The organism is Pectobacterium carotovorum, assembly GCF_900129615.1.
GTDB lineage: Bacteria > Pseudomonadota > Gammaproteobacteria > Enterobacterales > Enterobacteriaceae > Pectobacterium > Pectobacterium carotovorum.
Genome location: NZ_FQWI01000007.1, coordinates 258,882 through 279,369 on the forward strand (window position 1 = coordinate 258,882; position 20,488 = coordinate 279,369).

The 20,488-nt window shown below is 50.7% G+C and carries 18 protein-coding genes; 3 read left to right on the forward strand and 15 right to left on the reverse strand.

Going from position 1 to position 20,488, the window contains the following annotated elements:
• The first annotated feature begins 18 nt into the window (after window positions 1–18).
• On the forward strand, window positions 19–2,253 hold the full coding sequence (gene pelX, locus BUB06_RS15560) for a pectate disaccharide-lyase PelX (RefSeq protein WP_039475196.1): 2,235 nt from the start codon (window positions 19–21) through the stop codon (window positions 2,251–2,253).
• A gap of 199 nt (window positions 2,254–2,452) precedes the next feature.
• On the opposite strand, the gene BUB06_RS15565 is transcribed toward pelX, so the two are convergent.
• The 13 genes from BUB06_RS15565 to asnC all read right to left on the reverse strand — a co-directional run bounded on the left by BUB06_RS15565 (window position 2,453) and on the right by asnC (window position 13,970).
• On the reverse strand, window positions 2,453–2,872 hold the full coding sequence (locus tag BUB06_RS15565) for a F0F1 ATP synthase subunit epsilon (RefSeq protein ID WP_010300077.1): 420 nt from the start codon (window positions 2,870–2,872) through the stop codon (window positions 2,453–2,455).
• 19 nt (window positions 2,873–2,891) lie between these two features.
• A complete protein-coding gene (atpD, locus tag BUB06_RS15570) occupies window positions 2,892–4,274 on the reverse strand; it encodes a F0F1 ATP synthase subunit beta (protein WP_010300079.1) in 1,383 nt (460 codons plus the stop codon).
• A 47-nt stretch (window positions 4,275–4,321) separates the two neighbouring features.
• On the reverse strand, window positions 4,322–5,185 hold the full coding sequence (atpG, locus tag BUB06_RS15575; RefSeq protein ID WP_005976554.1) for a F0F1 ATP synthase subunit gamma: 864 nt from the start codon (window positions 5,183–5,185) through the stop codon (window positions 4,322–4,324).
• Between the two features lie 52 nt (window positions 5,186–5,237).
• Entirely contained in the window at window positions 5,238–6,779 is a 1,542-nt protein-coding gene (gene atpA / locus BUB06_RS15580) for a F0F1 ATP synthase subunit alpha (RefSeq protein ID WP_005976551.1), read from the reverse strand.
• Between the two features lie 12 nt (window positions 6,780–6,791).
• Entirely contained in the window at window positions 6,792–7,325 is a 534-nt protein-coding gene (gene atpH, locus BUB06_RS15585; protein ID WP_039281270.1) for a F0F1 ATP synthase subunit delta, read from the reverse strand.
• Window positions 7,326–7,339: 14 nt separating this feature from the next.
• On the reverse strand, window positions 7,340–7,810 hold the full coding sequence (gene atpF / locus BUB06_RS15590; RefSeq protein WP_010681466.1) for a F0F1 ATP synthase subunit B: 471 nt from the start codon (window positions 7,808–7,810) through the stop codon (window positions 7,340–7,342).
• Window positions 7,811–7,873: 63 nt separating this feature from the next.
• A complete protein-coding gene (atpE, locus tag BUB06_RS15595; RefSeq protein WP_005976545.1) occupies window positions 7,874–8,113 on the reverse strand; it encodes a F0F1 ATP synthase subunit C in 240 nt (79 codons plus the stop codon).
• Window positions 8,114–8,162: 49 nt separating this feature from the next.
• Complete coding sequence (gene atpB, locus BUB06_RS15600) at window positions 8,163–8,963, reverse strand: F0F1 ATP synthase subunit A (protein WP_010300092.1); 801 nt, start codon at window positions 8,961–8,963, stop codon at window positions 8,163–8,165.
• A 22-nt stretch (window positions 8,964–8,985) separates the two neighbouring features.
• Window positions 8,986–9,369, reverse strand: a complete 384-nt coding sequence (gene atpI / locus BUB06_RS15605) for a F0F1 ATP synthase subunit I (RefSeq protein WP_010300094.1) — start codon at window positions 9,367–9,369, stop codon at window positions 8,986–8,988.
• Between the two features lie 623 nt (window positions 9,370–9,992).
• Complete coding sequence (rsmG, locus tag BUB06_RS15610; RefSeq protein ID WP_039475194.1) at window positions 9,993–10,613, reverse strand: 16S rRNA (guanine(527)-N(7))-methyltransferase RsmG; 621 nt, start codon at window positions 10,611–10,613, stop codon at window positions 9,993–9,995.
• A gap of 82 nt (window positions 10,614–10,695) precedes the next feature.
• Window positions 10,696–12,585: a tRNA uridine-5-carboxymethylaminomethyl(34) synthesis enzyme MnmG gene (gene mnmG / locus BUB06_RS15615; RefSeq protein WP_010300098.1), complete on the reverse strand. Its 1,890-nt coding sequence runs from the start codon at window positions 12,583–12,585 to the stop codon at window positions 10,696–10,698.
• Window positions 12,586–12,975: 390 nt separating this feature from the next.
• Window positions 12,976–13,419: an FMN-binding protein MioC gene (mioC, locus tag BUB06_RS15620; protein WP_039475192.1), complete on the reverse strand. Its 444-nt coding sequence runs from the start codon at window positions 13,417–13,419 to the stop codon at window positions 12,976–12,978.
• Window positions 13,420–13,508: 89 nt separating this feature from the next.
• Complete coding sequence (gene asnC / locus BUB06_RS15625) at window positions 13,509–13,970, reverse strand: transcriptional regulator AsnC (protein WP_010300103.1); 462 nt, start codon at window positions 13,968–13,970, stop codon at window positions 13,509–13,511.
• 152 nt (window positions 13,971–14,122) lie between these two features.
• Here asnC and asnA point away from each other — a divergent pair, with 152 nt between their 5' ends.
• Entirely contained in the window at window positions 14,123–15,115 is a 993-nt protein-coding gene (gene asnA / locus BUB06_RS15630) for an aspartate--ammonia ligase (protein WP_010300105.1), read from the forward strand.
• Here asnA and viaA read toward each other — a convergent pair.
• On the reverse strand, window positions 15,112–16,590 hold the full coding sequence (viaA, locus tag BUB06_RS15635; RefSeq protein ID WP_010300107.1) for an ATPase RavA stimulator ViaA: 1,479 nt from the start codon (window positions 16,588–16,590) through the stop codon (window positions 15,112–15,114). The two genes, asnA and viaA, sit on opposite strands and share 4 nt — an antisense overlap.
• 5 nt (window positions 16,591–16,595) lie before the next feature.
• Window positions 16,596–18,095, reverse strand: a complete 1,500-nt coding sequence (gene ravA, locus BUB06_RS15640; RefSeq protein WP_039475191.1) for an ATPase RavA — start codon at window positions 18,093–18,095, stop codon at window positions 16,596–16,598.
• Between the two features lie 463 nt (window positions 18,096–18,558).
• Here ravA and kup point away from each other — a divergent pair, with 463 nt between their 5' ends.
• Window positions 18,559–20,427, forward strand: coding sequence for a low affinity potassium transporter Kup (kup, locus tag BUB06_RS15645; RefSeq protein WP_039475189.1), 1,869 nt, complete (start codon window positions 18,559–18,561; stop codon window positions 20,425–20,427).
• Window positions 20,428–20,488: the final 61 nt, after the last annotated feature.

The window sequence follows — 20,488 nt, forward strand, 5'->3', positions numbered from 1 at the left end:
AATAACGAAGGAGATACAATGAAACGTTGTTCTTCACAAAAATGTGATTCATTACGGAAACACCGTTCTTCACGCCTCGCAGCCGTCGCGTTGACGAATGCATTACTCTTTAGCTTTAGTACACACGCCGCGACAGAATCAACCCCTGTCTGGCACGGCATCGCCTTTGGCCAATCAACAGACGTAAACTTCTCATCGAATGTCCTGCCGGAAAAAATTGGTGTTAACGACGTCACGATTAACGGAAAGAAATTAGCGCCGGGGGATAATGCTGATTTATCCGCACCTATCACGATCGAAAGTCGTGGCGGAAAGATTGCCAACACCCATGACGGGCTGACGTTCTTCTATACACAGCTGCCTGCGAATGTGAATTTTACGCTTCAGTCTGATATTACCGTGGAACAGTTTGGGCCAGAAAACGGCGCCAAGCCGGCGGCTCAGGAAGGCGCGGGGATTCTGGTGCGCGATATTATCGGCGTGCCGCGTCAAGAACCGCTGAAAGAAGGGTATGAGGAATTCCCTGCGGCATCCAACATGGTGATGAACGCCATCATGACGCAGGATAAGAAGTCTCATACCGAAATCAAGCTGCAGGCGATTTTGCGTAATGGCGTCACGCAACCGTGGGGCAACGCGGGCGCGAAAATTACCAAAACCAGCTATCAGGAAAATGTAAATCTGGAGCAAACGCCGACGTTCCGTCTGAAACTGGAACGCACCAACGACGGCTTCATTACCTCTTATGCGCCGAAAGGCACGGACAACTGGGTATCAAAAGAAGTCAAAGGCGCGGACGTCGTCACCAAGCTGGATAAAGACCACTACTACGTCGGTTTCTTTGCTTCCCGTAACGCCAAAATCACCGTCAGCAATGCACAGTTGACCACGACGCCAGCGCAAACCAAGGCCTCACCGGAGTTTAAAGCCAAGGATTATGATCCTTTGCTTCAGGTGATGTCATCGCCTAAAACCACCAGCGAACACTATGTGGTTCAGGCCAGAGCCAATTACGATGGCACGATCGCGGTGTCACAAAACGGTCAGTCTCTGGGTGAAGCGAAGCAGGTAAAAGCGGGAGAAACCTTATCTCTGCCAGCGAAAATTGCCGGTAACGGCGCTGAGTTCAAGATTGCCTACCAGCCTACAGAAGGCGATGATAAAGCAGTAAAAGAGAGCACGTTCAAGGTTGAAAGAGTGGCCTATGCAGACGCTAAAAATCTGTATGTTTCGCCACAAGGTTCAGCCAGCAATGACGGCAGTAAAAATGCACCGATCGATTTAGCAAGCGCCGTCGCTGCTCTGCCAGCTGGTGGCACAATCTGGCTCAACGATGGTGATTACAGCGCGGCTGAAATCCCTGTCAGCGCCAGCGGCCAGCAAAAAACCGTCAAGAACCTGTTTGCTGTCGGCAATAAAGCCGTCATTCATGGCCTGCAGCTGAAAGCGAGCCATTGGCATGTCAAAGGGATTGAGATCACAGAGAAACCATTCCGTATCGAAGGGAGCTATAACACCATCGAACGCGTTCTGGCGCACCACGCTGACGATACGGGTATTCAGGTGACCTCGACGGCCGATGTAGGCAGACCACTGTGGGCCAGCCATAACCTGATTCTGAATTCAGAATCTCACAGCAATCAGGACCCAGGCAAAATTAACGCTGACGGTTTCGCGGTGAAAATGCGTGTGGGTGAAGGCAACGTGATCCGCGGCGCGTTCTCGCACAACAACATTGATGACGGCTTCGACCTGTTTAACAAAATTGAAGACGGCGCCAACGGCGTTGTGGTGATCGAGAATTCAATTGCCATGAACAACACCAGCAACGGCTTCAAAATGGGTGGCGAAGGCCAGCCAGTGGCGCATCAGGTTAAACACAGCATTGCTGTGGGCAACAAACTTGATGGCTTCACTGACAACTTCAACCCTGGCGCATTGATCGTTGAAGACAACATCGCGTTGGATAACGAACGTTTTAACTTTATTTTCCGCCCAAGCCCTTACTCTGGCCCGGAAAAACAAGGCGTCTTCAAGAACAACATTTCGCTGAAAACCAAAGCGGGTAAATATGATGATGCGGTTGTCGGCAATATCGATAACACCAACTATTTCATCAAAGAAGACCGTTCGGTTAACGCGCAAGGCAAGGAAATCACCGTAAATAACTTCGTATCCGTTACCGTTCCGGAGACGTTTACGCGTGATGCCAAAGGCAATCTGGTACTTGGCGACTTCCTGAAGAAAAAATAAGTCACTTCAAATAAACCCCGCCTAAGAAGGTGGGGTTGCTAATAAAACGCGTCGAGCACAGTAGTTAATAGGTTCGTCAACAATCTGAATGCCTGCTGCCCTCGCAGGCATTTTTTATCTCGCCGTATAACATCACCTTAAATACAAAAAGGCCAGTCAGTGTGAACTGACTGGCCTTCAATTATTGCAAGCTTATCTGTTACATCGCTTTTCTGGTCAGCTCGATAACACGCAGCTTCGCAATCGCTTTAGTCAGCTCTGCGGAAGCCTGAGCATAATCCACATCGCCATGCGAATTGCGGATATGATCTTCGGCTTTGCGTTTCGCTTCCAGCGCACGTGCTTCATCCAGATCCTGCCCACGGATAGCGGTATCAGACAGTACGGTGACAATATTCGGCTGCACCTCAAGGACGCCACCAGAAAGATAAATATACTCTTCCTCACCGTGCTGCTTAACGATACGAATCATACCCGGCTTAATGGCAGTGAGCAGAGGGGCATGTCCCGGATAAATACCCAGTTCGCCTTCGCTCCCCGTTACCTGGATCTTCTGCACCAGACCGGAGAACATTTGCTGTTCTGCACTCACGACATCCAGATGGTAAGTCATAGCCATGTCACCCTCCTACAAGGCGTTACAGTTTCTTGGCTTTTTCCACGACTTCTTCAATGGAACCAACCATGTAGAACGCCTGCTCTGGCAGGTGGTCGTATTCGCCTTCCATAATCCCTTTAAAGCCACGGATAGTGTCTTTCAGGGAAACGTATTTGCCCGGAGAACCGGTAAATACTTCCGCTACGAAGAACGGCTGAGACAGGAAGCGCTGAATCTTACGCGCACGGGATACCACCAGCTTGTCTTCTTCAGACAGCTCGTCCATACCCAGAATCGCGATGATGTCTTTCAGTTCCTGATAACGTTGCAGAATAGACTGCACGCCACGGGCAACATCATAGTGTTCCTGACCAACAACCAGCGGATCCAACTGACGGCTGGTGGAATCCAGCGGGTCAACGGCCGGGTAGATACCCAGAGAAGCGATCTGACGGCTCAGTACCACGGTTGCATCCAAGTGAGCAAAGGTGGTGGCTGGTGACGGGTCAGTCAAGTCATCCGCAGGAACGTAAACGGCCTGAACAGAGGTAATAGAACCGGTTTTGGTTGAGGTGATACGTTCTTGCAGAACGCCCATCTCTTCCGCCAGCGTCGGCTGATAACCTACCGCAGAAGGCATACGGCCCAGCAGTGCAGATACTTCCGTACCGGCCAGGGTATAACGGTAGATGTTATCGACGAACAGCAGTACGTCACGGCCTTCATCACGGAATTTTTCCGCCATGGTCAGACCGGTCAATGCTACGCGCAGACGGTTACCCGGCGGCTCGTTCATCTGGCCATACACCAGTGATACTTTATCGATTACGTTGGAGTCGGTCATTTCGTGGTAGAAGTCGTTACCTTCACGGGTACGCTCACCAACACCTGCAAACACGGAGTAACCGGAGTGCTCGATCGCGATGTTACGGATCAGCTCCATCATGTTTACGGTTTTACCTACGCCCGCACCACCGAACAGACCCACTTTACCGCCCTTGGCAAACGGACACATCAGGTCGATAACCTTGATGCCGGTTTCCAACAGTTCCTGTGAGTTTGACAGCTCTTCATAGCTAGGAGCTGAACGGTGAATAGCCCAACGCTCTTCTTCGCCGATGTCGCCTTTCATGTCGATTGGATCGCCCAATACGTTCATGATACGACCCAGCGTTGCTTTACCTACCGGCACTTCGATCGGGTGGTTCAGGTTATTCACGTTCAACCCGCGACGCAGGCCGTCAGAAGAACCCATTGCGATACAACGAACAATGCCGCCGCCCAACTGCTGCTGCACTTCCAGCACCAGTTTTTCAGCGCCGTTCTCTACCTCAAGCGCATCGTACACCTTCGGTACGGCATCTTGCGGGAACTCGACGTCCACCACGGCGCCGATTACCTGGATAATCTTTCCAGTAGCCATCTTGAATCCTCTACGTAATTCGACAATACGTAATTCGTAAACCTGCTTTAAACCGCGGAGGCTCCCCCGACGATTTCGGTGAGTTCCTGGGTAATGCTGGCCTGACGAGCTTTGTTGTATACCAACTGCAGCTCTTTGATCAGGCTACCGCCGTTATCGGTCGCGGCTTTCATCGCAACCATTCGCGCGGCCTGCTCACTAGCCAGATTTTCTACGACGCCCTGATAAACCTGAGATTCTACATAACGGCGCAGCAGGGTATCCAGCAGCGACTTAGGATCGGGTTCATACAGGTAATCCCAGGCTTTCTTCTTCAACTCACCGTCATCCGAAGGCGGTAACGGTAACACTTGAACAACAAGCGGTTCCTGAGACATGGTATTAATAAACTTGTTGCTGACGATATACAGCTTGTCCAGACGACCTTCGTCATAGGCTTGCAGCATAACTTTAACCGGGCCGATCAATTCTGATACGGAAGGGTTGTCCCCCATACCGGTAACCTGAGCAACAATGTTTCCGCCTACCGAACCGAAGAAAGAAACCGCTTTGGAACCAATCAGCGCTAAATCAGTTTCAACGCCTTTGTCGCTCCAGGATTTCATATCAGCCAGCAGTTTCTTGAACAGGTTAATGTTCAAACCACCGCACAGACCACGGTCAGTAGACACCACCAAATACCCAACGCGCTTAACATCGCGTTCTTCCAGGTACGGGTGTTTATATTCCAGATTTCCTAACGCAAGGTGACCAATCACATTGCGTATGGTTTCCGCATAAGGACGGCTGGCCGCCATACGATCCTGCGATTTACGCATTTTGGAAGCGGCGACCATTTCCATTGCTTTGGTGATCTTCTGCGTATTTTGGACGCTTGCGATCTTACTACGTATCTCTTTTGCGCCGGCCATCTTTGCTTCTCCTCAAAGCCTTGCGGCCTGCTTTACAGCAGGCCACCGGGCGTTACCAGGACTGGGTTGCCTTAAAAGTATCGAGGATGCCTTTAAACTTGCCCTCGATCTCATCGTTATAAGCGCCAGTCTGGTCGATTTGTTGCAGAAGTTCGCCATGCTCACGGTCAGCATAAGCCAACAGTGCCGCTTCAAAGCTACCGACTTTCGACAGCTCAACATCTTCCAGATAACCACGTTCCGCCGCAAACAGAACCAGAGACTGCTGTGCGACAGACATCGGCGCATACTGTTTCTGCTTCAACAGCTCGGTCACTTTCTGACCGTGGCTCAACTGCTTACGGGTTGCATCATCAAGATCGGAAGCGAACTGAGAGAACGCTGCCAGTTCACGGTACTGTGCCAGCGCGGTACGAATACCACCGGACAGTTTTTTCATGATCTTGGTCTGTGCTGCACCACCCACACGGGATACGGAGATCCCTGGGTTAACCGCAGGACGAATACCGGCGTTAAACAGGTTGGATTCCAGGAAGATCTGACCATCGGTAATAGAAATTACGTTGGTCGGAACGAACGCAGAAACGTCACCCGCTTGCGTTTCGATGATCGGCAGAGCGGTCAACGAACCGGTTTTCCCTTTCACTTCACCCTTGGTGAATGCTTCAACGTAATCGGCGTTAACGCGCGATGCACGCTCCAGCAAACGGGAGTGGAGATAGAAAACGTCACCAGGATAAGCTTCACGACCTGGCGGACGACGGAGCAGCAGAGAAATCTGACGATAAGCAACGGCCTGTTTAGACAGGTCATCATAAATAATCAGCGCATCTTCACCACGATCGCGGAAGTACTCGCCCATCGCACAACCGGCATACGGTGCCAGATATTGCAGAGCAGCAGATTCAGACGCGGTAGCAACAACAACAATGGTGTTTTCCAGTGCACCGTGCTCTTCCAGTTTACGTACCACGTTAGAAATCGTGGAGGCTTTCTGGCCGATAGCGACGTACACACATTTGATGCCGGAATCACGCTGGTTGATGATGGCATCGATGGCCAGTGCGGTTTTACCCGTCTGACGGTCACCGATAATCAGCTCACGCTGACCACGACCGATTGGAATCATGGCGTCAACGGACTTATAGCCCGTTTGTACCGGCTCATCAACGGACTGACGTTCGATAACGCCAGGCGCAATCGCTTCAACCGCAGAGAAACCGTCGTGATCCAGTGCGCCTTTACCGTCAATCGGTGCGCCCAACGTGTTGACCACGCGACCCAACAGGCCGCGGCCAACTGGAACTTCAAGAATACGGCCGGTGCATTTTACTTTCATGCCTTCAGCCAGATCCGCATACGGACCCATAACTACCGCACCAACGGAGTCGCGCTCCAGGTTCAGTGCGATCGCATAACGGTTACCCGGCAGAGAGATCATCTCTCCCTGCATCACGTCTGCCAGACCGTGGACACGGATGATTCCGTCGCTGACGGAAACAATAGTACCTTCATTGTGAGCTTCGCTCACCACATTGAACTGAGCAATGCGCTGCTTGATCAGTTCGCTGATTTCGGTGGAATTCAGTTGCATGCTCCAGTCCCCTTAAGACTGCAAGACGTCTGCCAGACGTTCCAGACGACCGCGAATGCTGCCATCTATCACCATATCGCCCGCGCGAATAACCACGCCGGCCATGACAGACTTATCAATTTTGCAATTCAGCTTCACTTTGCGTGACAGACGTTTTTCCATAGCGGCAGCGATCTTTGATTGCTGCTGCTCACTCAACGTGCTGGCAGAAATCACATCGACGTCAACCGTCGATTCCAGAGTTGCCCGCAGTTGAATAAATTGTTCCAGTACTTCAGGAAGCACTGGTAAACGTCCGTTCTCGGCCATCACCCTAATCAGGTTCTGACCGGCTTCATCAAGTTGATCACCACAAACGGCAATAAATGTTTTCGCCAGCTCAATCGGTGCAACTGCACCAGAAAGCAACTCGGCAATCTGCTCATTGCGCGCCACTTCGGCCGAAAACGCCAGCATGTTCTGCCAGCGATCCAAGGCCTGATTCTCAACCGCAAAGTCAAAAGCTGCTTTGGCGTAGGGGCGAGCTACCGTGACAAATTCAGACATCAGCCCCTCCCTCCTTACAGTTCAGCGACCAGTTTATCAACGATGTCGCTGTTAGCAGCTTCATCCACGGAACGTTCAATAATTTTCTCGGCACCGGCAATCGCCAATACGGCAACTTGCTTACGCAGCTCTTCACGAGCACGTTTACGTTCGGCTTCGATTTCAGCCTGCGCCTGCGCCACAATCTTGTTACGTTCAGCTTCCGCTTCAGCTTTCGCCTCATCCAGGATCTGAGCACGGCGTTTGTTCGCCTGCTCGATGATAACCTGAGCATCCGCTTTGGCTTTCTTCAGTTGATCTGTCGCATTGGCCTGAGCCAAGTTCAAATCTTTTTTGGCACGTTCAGCAGAAGCCAGACCGTCAGCAATTTCTTTCTGACGTTTCTCGATGGCTGCCATCATCGGCGGCCATACATACTTCATGCAGAACCAGACAAACAGGACGAACGCAATGGCCTGGCCGAGGATTGTTGCATTAATATTCACAGCACAATGCCTCTTTCAAAGTTAAATAAGTTGATGTTTTAACCTCAGCAGAAAACATTCTGCTTAGGCCACCGCAAACATCACATACAGCCCCAGACCAACAGCGATCATCGGGATGGCGTCAACCAGACCCATGACGATAAAGAACTGTGTACGCAGTAAAGGAATCAGGTCAGGCTGACGAGCAGCACCTTCCAAGAATTTACCACCCAGAATGCCGATACCGATCGCAGCACCGATTGCCGCCAAACCCATCATTAACGCGGCAGCCATGTACAGCAGATCCACACTCAGGTTTTCCATGACAGTCTCCAGTTTGTTTCAGTTAAAAACGTTATTTGTTGAAAGAAAATCAATGCTCTTCAGATGCCATCGAGAGATAAACAACCGTCAGAACCATGAAAATAAAAGCCTGAAGCGTAATAATCAAAATGTGGAAAATAGCCCAAGGCACATTTAACAGCCATTGTGACCACCACGGCAACAGACCGGCAATCAGGATGAAGATCAACTCACCCGCATACATATTGCCAAACAGTCGCAAGCCTAAGGAAATAGGTTTGGACAGCAGGCTGACACCTTCAAGAATCAGGTTGATAGGAATAAATACTGGATGGTTGAACGGCTGCATGGTCAGTTCTTTAACAAAACCACCGAGACCCTTCATTTTGATGCTGTAGAACAGAACCAGGATAAATACCCCAAGCGCCATCGACAGCGTGATGTTCACGTCAGCCGTCGGCACGGCACGCAGATAAGCATGCGCCGGATCGTATCCCAGCAGGCTATAGATACCCGCCCAGGCTTGCGGCAACAGATCGATAGGCAGCAGGTCCATCAGGTTCATCAGGAAAACCCAGACGAAAATGGTCAGCGCCAGAGGAGCAATCAGTTTGCTTTTGCCATGGAACATATCGCGTACGGTGCCATCAACGAAACCGATAATCAGTTCGACAGCCGTTTGCAGCTTACCTGGCACACCGCTGGTCGCATGTTTAGCTACGCGGCGAAAGATAACCAGAAAGAGGATCCCAAGAGCGATGGAGAAAAACATCGAATCGACGTTGATCGACCAAAAACCCGTCCCGACCTGCAAATGCTGCAAGTGGTGACCGATATACTCTTGCGGAGTAGAGATTTCTCCAGCAGCCATGATGTCTCTTACCCTTTTGTTGTTAATTACGGCAACGATTAATTACGGCCGGTGCCACGATCTGCATAACCAGCACCGATAAATAAGTTAGGCCAAGCGGAAAGAATGCCGCTTTAAACACGCCTAACGCCACCACTAACAGTGCAATGGTGATAAATACCTTAAGCGCCTCGCCAATTGCGAATGACCAAGCCACACGCCCATCAGCAGGCTTGTGTGACTGGTGACGTAAGGCAAACAGCACAAACAACACATTCGGTAACCAAGCTGCCAATCCTCCGCCTAATGCAGAAGCAGCAGCGTTGACGCTATTGAGGCTGAAAGCAGCACTCAACAAAGCAAAAGTCACTAACTGTAACAACAGCAGCCTTAAGGCTACTTTTCCGCTGTAAAGGGATACAGGCATGACGTTTGCTCTCTCCGTACCTTTTCAGAGGTATACCGAATGACGTATAAAACTGCCTTTACACCACTGAGTCAAGCAGCAAAAAACGAGCAAATTATACGGGTCATACCTGCGAATTCAATCGATAAGTAGCGAAAAGGTGAACAATTATTTAAATTTCTTTCTGAAGCCCCGTTTTTACTAACAATCATCCCTGATCATGTCTGGTGTCATTAATTTCTAAAGGCCTCTAATCTGTGATATGACTCACATAAAAGGGCTTACGAATATTTACAACAGGATGTATCTTTTTTTGTCCTTAGCAATAAAACGTATTTATTTTATTTAATTTCAATAACTTAATAAAAAACCTATTCAAAAAGCGCAATAAACAACGTTTCAACCACCTATTGACATCATTGATATCGTTTTTTTACTCAATTAACACAAAAATAACTAAATTTTGATGCCGATGATTTATTTTCGCTCGTTATTATTCAGTGCGAAAGCAAAAGAACAACGCTGAAAAAACGAAGATGTAAAATTTCAGTGATCGCGATGCGTTCTGGAACCATGCCACCGATAGACGAGGTGGCATCGTGACACGCAATATTTAGTTATAATTTTTTTGATAAAAAACAAAATTAGTTTGGTTTAAGCACGATCAAATGGCGCTCACCTTCCAGCTCGGGAACGGATAAGCGAACGACCCGATCTAATAGGACACCTTGTGGCAAGGATGACAATTCATCCTCTGGAAGTACGCCTTTTAGAGCATAAAACCGCCCTGCTGGTCTGGCTGGAAGATGACTACACCAGCTAATCATGTCCTGCAAAGAAGCAAATGCCCGGCTGATTACGCCATCAAAAGGCGGTTCTGCCGGAAATTCCTCAACGCGGCTCTGCACTGGCGTAATATTTTCAAGCTGTAGTTCATGCTGTACCTGACGCAGGAAGCGCACGCGCTTACCCAGGCTATCCAGCAAAGTGAAATGCGACTCAGGGCGAACAATCGCCAATGGAATCCCAGGCAATCCAGGCCCCGTTCCCACATCGATAAAACGTTGCCCGTGTAAATGTGGCTCAACCACGATACTGTCCATGATGTGGCGGACAAGCATTTGCTGCGGATCGCGTACCGACGTCAGGTTATAAGCTTTGTTCCACTTATTCAGCATGTCAACATACTGTATCAGAAGATTTTTTTGCTTATCCGAAATCACAATGCCAGCCGCGTTTAGCAGATTATCGAGTGTGTTGCGCACAATAAGATCCCGATGAAAAATATGAGGTTAATAATAAAAATAGCCGGATAACCGGCTATTTAGGGGATAAGTTTACCGTAAATCAGGCGCTGCGGCGCAGCAGACCCTGTTTTTTAAGCCAGATCAGCAGAATGGAGATCGCCGCAGGCGTAATGCCAGAAATGCGTGAAGCCTGACCGATAGACGAAGGTTTGTGATCGTTCAGCTTGGCAATCACCTCATTGGACAATCCACTCACCTGTTTGTAATCCAGATCGGCAGGCAGCAGTGCATTTTCATTACGCTGCTGTTTCTCGATTTCATCCTGCTGGCGAGCAATATACCCTTCGTATTTGACCTGAATTTCAACCTGTTCTGCAGCCTGCTCGTCGGTTAATCCCGGGGCAAACAGCGGTAGCGCAGTAAGCTGAACGTAATCCACTTCCGGGCGACGCAGCAGTTCTTCACCGTTCGCTTCACGGGACAACGGCGTCTTCAGCAGTGAGTTGATTTGATCTAACTGCTCAGATTGCGGGTGAACGTGGATGTCGCGCAGGCGCTGACGTTCTTTCTCAATGTTCTCAAGCTTCTCATTGAAACGCGCCCAGCGGTGATCGTCGACCATACCCAGCTCACGACCCATTTCAGTCAAACGCAGATCGGCGTTATCTTCACGCAGCATCAGGCGATATTCAGCGCGTGATGTAAACATACGGTAGGGTTCTTTCGTACCTAGCGTACAGAGATCGTCAACCAGCACGCCGAGATAAGCTTGATCGCGACGTGGCGACCAGCCTTCCTTATCGGCAGCCAGTCGAGCCGCATTCAGCCCTGCCAGCATGCCCTGTGCGGCCGCTTCTTCATAACCTGTTGTCCCGTTGATCTGTCCGGCGAAGAACAGGCCATGAATAAATTTGTTTTCCAGCGTAGGTTTCAGATCGCGAGGATCGAAGAAATCGTACTCAATCGCATAGCCAGGACGAACAATGCGTGCATTCTCCATCCCTGCCATTGAGCGAACAATCTGCCACTGGACGTCAAACGGCAAACTGGTTGAGATCCCGTTAGGATAAATTTCGTTGCTGGTCAGTCCTTCCGGTTCAAGAAAGATCTGATGCGTATTTCGATCGGCAAAGCGCATGACTTTATCTTCGATCGACGGGCAATAGCGTGGGCCGATCCCTTCGATGATCCCGGCATACATCGGGCTACGATCCAGATTGTTACGGATCACATCATGGGTCTTCTCATTGGTATGCGTGATGTAGCACGGCATTTGCGCCGGATGCTGGCTCGCATTACCCAGGAATGAGAAAACCGGCATCGGGTTGTCACCGTGCTGTTGAGCCAGCACGCTAAAATCGATAGTTCTGGCGTCAATACGCGGCGGAGTACCGGTTTTCAGGCGATTGACGCGCAGAGGCAGTTCACGTAAGCGGCGCGCCAGTGGAATGGAAGGCGGATCGCCTGCACGTCCACCGCTGTAGTTATCCAGCCCAATGTGAATTTTGCCGTCAAGGAAAGTGCCTACCGTCAACACCACGGCTTTTGCACGGAATTTGAGTCCCATCTGGGTAACGGCACCAACGACACGATCGTTTTCCACAATCAGATCGTCAACAGCCTGCTGGAAGATCATCAGGTTTGGCTGATTCTCCAGCGCGGTGCGAACAGCCTGACGATAGAGCACGCGATCCGCTTGTGCACGTGTTGCTCTGACCGCTGGGCCTTTACTGCTGTTTAGTATTCTAAACTGTATACCTGCCTGATCGACGGCACGCGCCATCAACCCTCCCATGGCATCGATCTCTTTAACCAGATGGCCTTTTCCAATACCGCCAATCGCCGGGTTACAAGACATTTGTCCCAGCGTATCAATATTGTGTGTCAGTAAAAGCGTCTGTTGGCCCATTCGGGCAGAAGCCATCGCAGCTTCTGTTCCGGCATGACCGCCACCGATCACGATGACGTCAAATGGATCTGGATAAAACATGGTACTGCTCCTCGCATTATCGCGAATGATGAGTGGCGAACGATCGTTATTTGCCCTGGGCTGGGGATTCTACTCAACTTTGAGCCAACGACCAAGTCCGTTGGATCCTCGTTAATTAAAGAAAGATCTTTTTATTTAAAGATCTCTTTATTAGATCTCTTATTAGGATCGTCATGTTGTGTGGATAAGTGGTTATTCATATTAAAGATCAAGAGAATGGCGTTGATCCTTACCTGTGAATGATCGGTGATCCTGGACAGTATAAGCTGGGATCTTAATGCGGGTTTATGCACAGGACAAAAAACATACTTGGGTTGTTATTGGGATAACTACGGCTTTTACACCTGAATTAAGCATAGTTATCCACATTCAACTGCTGAATATTTCATCTTATTTGAGTAAATTAACCCACGATCCTAACCATTCTTCTGCTGGATCTTCTGGAATCTGATGCTGAGTGATGTCGATCTCGAGGATTTCACCGATCCTTTTGGCCCCTAATTGAGCCAGTACACGATCCGCTGTTTGGATCGCGCCACAGAACGTGTCGTACTCTTTACTCCCGATCCCCACCGCACCGAAACTCACCTGAGAAAGATCGGGCTTTTGCTGCTCCATCTGTCCAAACAGTGCTTTCAGGTTGTCAGGGAATTCCCCTGCACCGTGTGTAGAGGTCACCACCAGCCATATACCGCTTTCAGGCAGTGCATCAAGCGTAGGGCCATGCAGAATTTCAGTGGAAAAATCATCCTTCTCCAGCAGTTCGGCCAAATGTTCTGCAACATATTCGGCGCTGCCAAGGGTACTGCCACTGATCAAAGTAATGTCTGCCATAGCGATCCCATCCGATAAAAGACGGGACATTGTACGCTGTGATCTGGCTGGGATCTACCTGTGGATAATATGGGTATAGGAAAAAAGCATTACGGCGCGATCGTCCGCATGATGGGGTTTTGCAGGGAGATTAGCGTTTCAGTGGACTGAATTTCATCAATTGTTTGGATCTTGTTGATAAGCACATGTTGCAGTGCCTCGATCGAGCGGCACATGACCTTAATAAAGATACTGTAATGCCCGGTGGTGTAGTAGGCCTCGACCACTTCTTCCAGATTGTTCAGCTTCTCTAGCGCAGAGGGATAATCTTTGGCGCTTTTCAGAATGATGCCGATAAAACAGCATACGTCATAGCCTAGCTGCTTTGGATTCACATCCAGACGCGTGCCGACAATAATGCCCGCCTGCTTCATTTTTTCTACCCGAACGTGGATCGTGCCTGGACTGACGGAAAACTGTTTTGCCAGTTCGGCATAAGGCGTGCGCGCATTTTCCATTAAGGCGGAAAGGATGCCGCGATCGAGATTATCGATCTGATAAATTTCTGCCACTTTGAGCCTCCTATTTTAACGAATAATGATTTTATACCGCTATAAAATGACGGATTAAAAGCACAAGTGCAATTTATCCATAAGATTATTGAATGACTAGCAGTTTTTATTGCTTAATGAATAACTAAATACGATGAATAAGAGACGCGGCAATGAAAAAGCAGTACATCGAAAAACAACAGCAAATCAGCTTCGTTAAGTCTTTCTTCTCCAGCCAGTTGGAGCAGCTTCTGGGATTGATTGAAGTCCAGGCACCGATTCTCAGCCGTATCGGCGATGGTACGCAGGACAACTTGTCCGGTACGGAAAAAGCGGTACAGGTTAAGGTTAAAGCCCTGCCGGATGCCACATTTGAAGTGGTGCACTCACTTGCAAAATGGAAACGTAAAACGCTGGGAGCGTATGACTTTAGCTTCGGCGAAGGTATCTATACCCATATGAAGGCACTGCGCCCGGACGAAGATCGTCTGAGCCCGATCCACTCGGTTTATGTCGATCAGTGGGACTGGGAGCGCGTGATGGGGGATGGCGAGCGCAATGCCGAGTATCTGAAATCGACGGTGACACGTATTTATCAGGGCATTAAAGCGACGGAAGCGGCGGTACATCAGGCGTTTGGCATTCAGCCTTTCCTGCCAGAACAGATTCATTTTGTGCATACCGAAACGCTGCTACAGCGCTATCCCGATCTGGATGCCAAAGGGCGTGAGCGAGCTATCGCTAAAGAACTGGGTGCGGTCTTCCTGATTGGGATTGGCGGTAAGCTGTCCAGCGGACACTCTCACGATGTGCGTGCGCCGGATTATGATGATTGGACGACGCCAGGCGAGCAGGAACTGGCAGGTCTGAACGGCGATATCGTCGTGTGGAACCCGGTCCTGAACGATGCGTTTGAGATTTCATCAATGGGCATCCGTGTTGATGCGGAAACCTTAACACGCCAACTGGCGCTGACGCAGGATGAAGAACGTCTGAAACTGGAATGGCATCAGGCGCTGCTGCGCGGTGAGATGCCGCAAACGATCGGCGGGGGAATCGGTCAGTCTCGCCTGGTCATGCTGCTGCTGCAATTGCCACACATTGGTCAGGTTCAGTGCGGCGTTTGGCCACAGCCGCTGCGTGAGTCGGTTTCCGGCCTGCTTTAATAAGCCTTGCCGTGCTGCCAACGGCGCATTAAGCGGCTTTTTAACCCGGTATCAAAGCGCCAGATATGGTCAAAGATGTGCATGATGCCGGGTTTGCCGTGATCGGACATCGCTACAGCATGGAAACGATGCTGTAGCTGCTTCTGACGGCTTTTCACCTTATTTACCACCTCATCCGGCAACCGCTGGGCGATAAAATCCGAAATCACCACCGCGTCGGCATCATGCCAGAGTGCGTCGTCCATCTTATCCAACAGTGCTGACAGACAGGCGCTCATATCTGTGCCGCCGCGGAAGGACTGGCTGAGAAAACGTATCGCCTGCTCTAATCCGTCCGCAGACGTGAGCTCATATTTCACCACGCCGGTAGAAAACAGCATGATGTAGCAACGGCGGTTGTCGGCGAGCGCGATGCGCATCAGCGCCAGACAGAAGGCTTTGGCACAGCGTTCATTAAAGCCGCCCATCGAGCCTGACGTATCAACGCAGACGATAAACGGGCCACGCGGCTGCTGTTCATTTTGCTGATGGACAACGGGGCGCTCGGTGATTTTCTCGCGCCAGCTCTCCCCTTGTAAGCGATAGGTCAGCAGACGATGCTCTAGCAGGCGACGATAGAATTCATATTCCAATTCGCTAATGCCCAACGTGGCCAGCTCTGTCGGCATCAAACGCAAAATGTCATCGCTCTGATGCACGCCGCTCACCTGCTCAGGCACGGTGGCGGGTTCTCGTACCCTTACCCGGAAGGCTTCTTGTGGTGCTTCTTGCGTGAGGATGGATTTGGTTTCTCGGCTGCGGCCTAAGCGTTCCGCCAGCTTTTGTAATGCGGGCTGGCGTTGCAGGAAAGCACCGAAATCCAGTAACGGGCGGGGATCGGTTTGAATACGCTGCGCTGCGCTGAGATCCCAGAGCCGTCCGGCCGCGTTTTCGTTTTCGGCCAGAATAGGTTCGAGTTTGCCGCTGAGAGTCAGGCGTTGTTGCAGTTCATCCAGCAGGATTTCCCGCTCCTGATCCATCAACTGCTGATGCAGTGAAACGGTTTGCAGAGTGAGGCTTAGCCGCCAGCGCTGAAGAAAGAGCGCGTGGAGCCCACTGGTGATCTTCTGCCCTAAGGTTCTCTCTGGAGAGGTAATGAGCTGTGAGGCCTGTGCCAGAAAGGGGGATTCTACGTTGTTCAGCATATCCATAATCGCAGGCAGGCGTGTCTGAAAAGCCTGATTGTCGATCGATTGTGAACGTTGGTAGCAGCTAAATTCTTTTTCCAGCTCTGGCGGTACCTGCGTGGTGCGCAGGCGCTGCTTTAAGGTTTCTTTCCAGTGAGGAAGATCGTTGAGTAACGCGGACTTCAGGCTGGGATACTTTTCAAAGAAGAAAGCGAGCTGCGGCGTTGCCAACAGCGTGACGACAAGATCGTCCAGCAGTTCGTTTTCATCGATAGACAGCAGCATTTCCAGTGATTCCAGCGTGATCATCGGCGTTAGTCCTGTTGCTCTGATTGCTGGATCTGTTCGGCAACCTGCTGCAGGCTGGCTTCTATTTTCGCTAGCCACTCAGCGGGGACGAACAGACAAGGTTGATGCTGGCTGAATAAGCGGCGCTGTTCGCGCAACTGCATGTTCAGCTTTTCATATTCATCGGTAATGTCGGCAGGCAGCGCACAGTCGCGCTTTTCCGGCAGAGAAAGAATGGAGGATTGCAGGCTGATATCGCGAACCGTCAGATGCTGGCGATCGTCCACCAGCAGATCGAGGCGTTGAGTAAAGCCGATGCCGTTGAGCTTGCCCCGGATTTCTCCCCCTTTTTGCAGCCAGCCTTGCAAAGCATGCTTTTCAATGAGCAGGTGATTGACTTCAATATCGTGCAGGATCAGCGGTCTTTGCAGCACCAGATCCAGCGTTTCAGCGACGATCGTGTCAGGCAACGTGTAATGGAATTTCCGGCCAAGGAAGTGCCCCTGTTTCTCCACCGAAAATGCCTGTAATTCACTTTGTTCACGCTGATATTGCTGACGTCTGGTGTTCACCTGTTGCAAGCGGAACAGCAGGCTTTTCTGCTGGTAGGCGTGCTCGGTAATCAGTAATTCAAGCTGGTGTTCGATGAGCGTCAAGGTGCTTTGGTCATGCCAGAGACAGTCTTTCAGCAGAATGATATCAACTGGCGTAATGGCGTCCCGTCCGCAGAAAAACGCGCTGGCCTGAAGCAGGCGCAGGGCTTTTTTCCAGCGTCGATCGGAAATATATGGTGCTTGGTCCAGCGCATCGAGCTGCTGACGCAGCGTGTAAATCAGCTCAAAACCGAACTCCGGCAATGCGATATGCTCAATATCCTTCTGCCACTGTTGGTACTCTTCATCACTGACGCTAAGGGCGGGCGGAACGGGGTTATCGCGTTCGCTGCTGTTATTCACAAGCAGCGCACGGAAATTCTGTTTTTCCTGCACGCGATCGAGCCACAGACGGATGAGCATTCGGTCGTAGAGCGCTTCCAGACCGCCATCCGCCTCCGGCAGTTCATTCGAGGCCGCGACCAGCAGGCGCATGGGGATGGTGTCTTCGCTGTTGCCATTACGGAAACGCCGCTCGTTAATGGCCGTCAGCAGGGTGTTCAAAATGGCGGGACCCGCTTTCCAGATTTCATCCAAAAATACGATTTCGGCTTCCGGCAGATAACCGGCGGTGAGGCGCTGATAGCGCCCTTCGTCTTTTAACGCCTGAATGGAAAGGGGGCCGAATACCTCTTCCGGGGTGGAAAAGCGAGTCATCAGGTACTCGAACGCGTTCGCATGACGAAAAGCGAATTTAAGACGCCGGGCGATCATACTTTTGGCTATACCTGGCGGCCCCAGCAGGAAAACACTTTCCCCACTTAGCGCTGCGAGCAGGCAGAGACGAATGGCGTGCTGTCTTTCGTAGAGCCCATGTTCTAGCGCATGACTGAGACGAGAAATTCTTTCAGCCAATGCCGCGGTTTGACGCATAATTAATCCGTTAGTCCCATGATGTGATGCACCGAAATCGTTTATTTTTTTATCTGGTTGCTCTACTGAAAGCGGTGTCTCAGAAAAACCCTACTTTCAGAAAGACAATAGTAATAATAAACGGCAGATCACAGATTTTTATTAGAATACTTTTACGGATTATTCACCCTAACGGGGTAAGTAAGCAATAAACCACCCTTTACAGGATGTTTCGTATACACCTGTCATACTTCAAGCTGCAGGTGTGTTGGCTGCGCTTACTCACCCGAATCACTTACTTGAGTAAGCTCATCGGGCTTCCCTCGCTTGCCGCCTTCCTGCAACCCGAATTATTTAAGGTGTAAGAAGATGGCCCGCACAATAAAAATGGGTTTTTACCCTGATTTGTGCATACTGTGCGCTTTTGGACTAGTTGCTGTGAATGACGCGCTTCGCGGACTGATTAACAACAGAAGATAGGGTTATGAGCTCAGAACATAAACGTTCGCTTCCGGCTGTCACGCTGGCGGCCATCGGGGTGGTTTATGGAGATATAGGAACCAGCCCTCTTTATACGTTAAGGGAATGTTTATCAGGGCAGTTTGGTTTTGGGGTCGAACCTGACTCGGTCTTTGGTTTTCTTTCACTGATCTTTTGGCTGTTGGTTCTTGTTGTTTCGCTGAAATATCTGACCTATGTGATGCGTGCCGATAACGCAGGCGAAGGTGGGATTCTGACATTAATGTCGCTAGCCGGGCGCAATACCTCCGATCGCATGACGTCCGTGCTGGTTATCATGGGGTTGATCGGTGGCAGCTTCTTTTATGGGGAAGTCGTCATCACGCCTGCTATCTCGGTGATGTCGGCGATGGAAGGGCTGGAAATCGCCGCGCCGTCGATGGACAGCTATATCGTTCCGCTCTCGATTGTCGTCCTGACGTTACTGTTTATCATTCAAAAACACGGTACGGGTAGCGTCGGCAAGCTGTTTGCACCCGTGATGCTGATTTGGTTTTTAACGCTTGGCGTGCTGGGTGCGCGCAGCATTATCGCTAACCCCGAAGTCTTGCAGGCGTTGAACCCGATGTACGCCGTGCGCTTCTTTGTCGAGTATAAAGCGGTGTCGTTCTTCGCACTGGGGGCGGTGGTGCTGGCGATTACCGGGGTCGAGGCGCTGTATGCCGATATGGGGCACTTCGGTAAATTCCCGATTCGTCTGGCCTGGTTTACGGTGGTGTTGCCGTCGCTGGTGTTAAATTACTTCGGGCAGGGTGCGTTGCTGTTAAAAGACCCGGAAGCCATCAAAAACCCGTTCTTCCTGCTGGCGCCAGATTGGGCGCTGATTCCACTGATGATATTGGCCACATTGGCGACAATCATTGCCTCGCAGGCAGTCATTTCCGGTGTTTTCTCCCTGACCCGTCAGGCGGTGCGGCTAGGCTATTTACCGCCGATGCGTATCGTCCACACGTCAGATATGGAGTCCGGTCAGATTTATATCCCTGCCATTAACTGGATGCTGTATATCGCCGTTGTCATCGTGATTGTCAGCTTTGAGCATTCGAGCAATCTGGCGGCGGCTTACGGGATTGCAGTAACGGGCACGATGGTAATTACCAGCATTCTGTTCTGTACGGTGGCAGTGAAGAACTGGCTCTGGAATCGCTATCTGGCGTGGGTTTTGCTGGCGGGCCTGCTGATTATTGACGTGCCTATGTTTTTGGCAAACGTAGTCAAGATCCTCTCTGGCGGCTGGCTGCCGCTGGCGCTGGGTATGGTGATGTTTATCATCATGACCACATGGAAAAGCGAGCGTTTCAGGCTGCTGCGCCGGTTGCATGAGCATGGTAACTCGCTGGATGCCATGATTGCGTCACTGGAGAAAACGCCGCCGACGCGTGTGCCAGGGACCGCCGTGTATTTCTCGCGTGCGACGCGCGTGATCCCGTTCGCGCTGTTACATAACCTCAAACATAACAAGATCCTGCATGAGCGCGTGGTGCTGTTGACCATGAGAACGGAGGATGCGCCCTATGTGCTGAACGCGCGTCGAGTGACGGTTGAACAGCTTTCGCCGACGTTTTGGCGCGTGATTGCCAACTATGGCTGGCGTGAGACACCGGATGTGGAAGAGGTCTTTCAGCGCTGCTGGCAGGATGGGTTAACCTGCCAAATGATGGAAACATCTTTCTTTATGTCTAATGAGTCGCTGATTATCGGTGAGCGCCCGTGGTATCTGCGCTTGCGCGGTAAGCTATTCATGATGCTCAGCCGCAATGCGCTGCGGGCGGCGGATCAGTTTGAAATACCGCCGAACAGGCTGATTGAGCTGGGGATACAGGTCGAGATTTAAGCGTTCCCACTAAATTATCTATCGTTAACACACTGACAGCGACTCGTTGTTTGTTATTAGG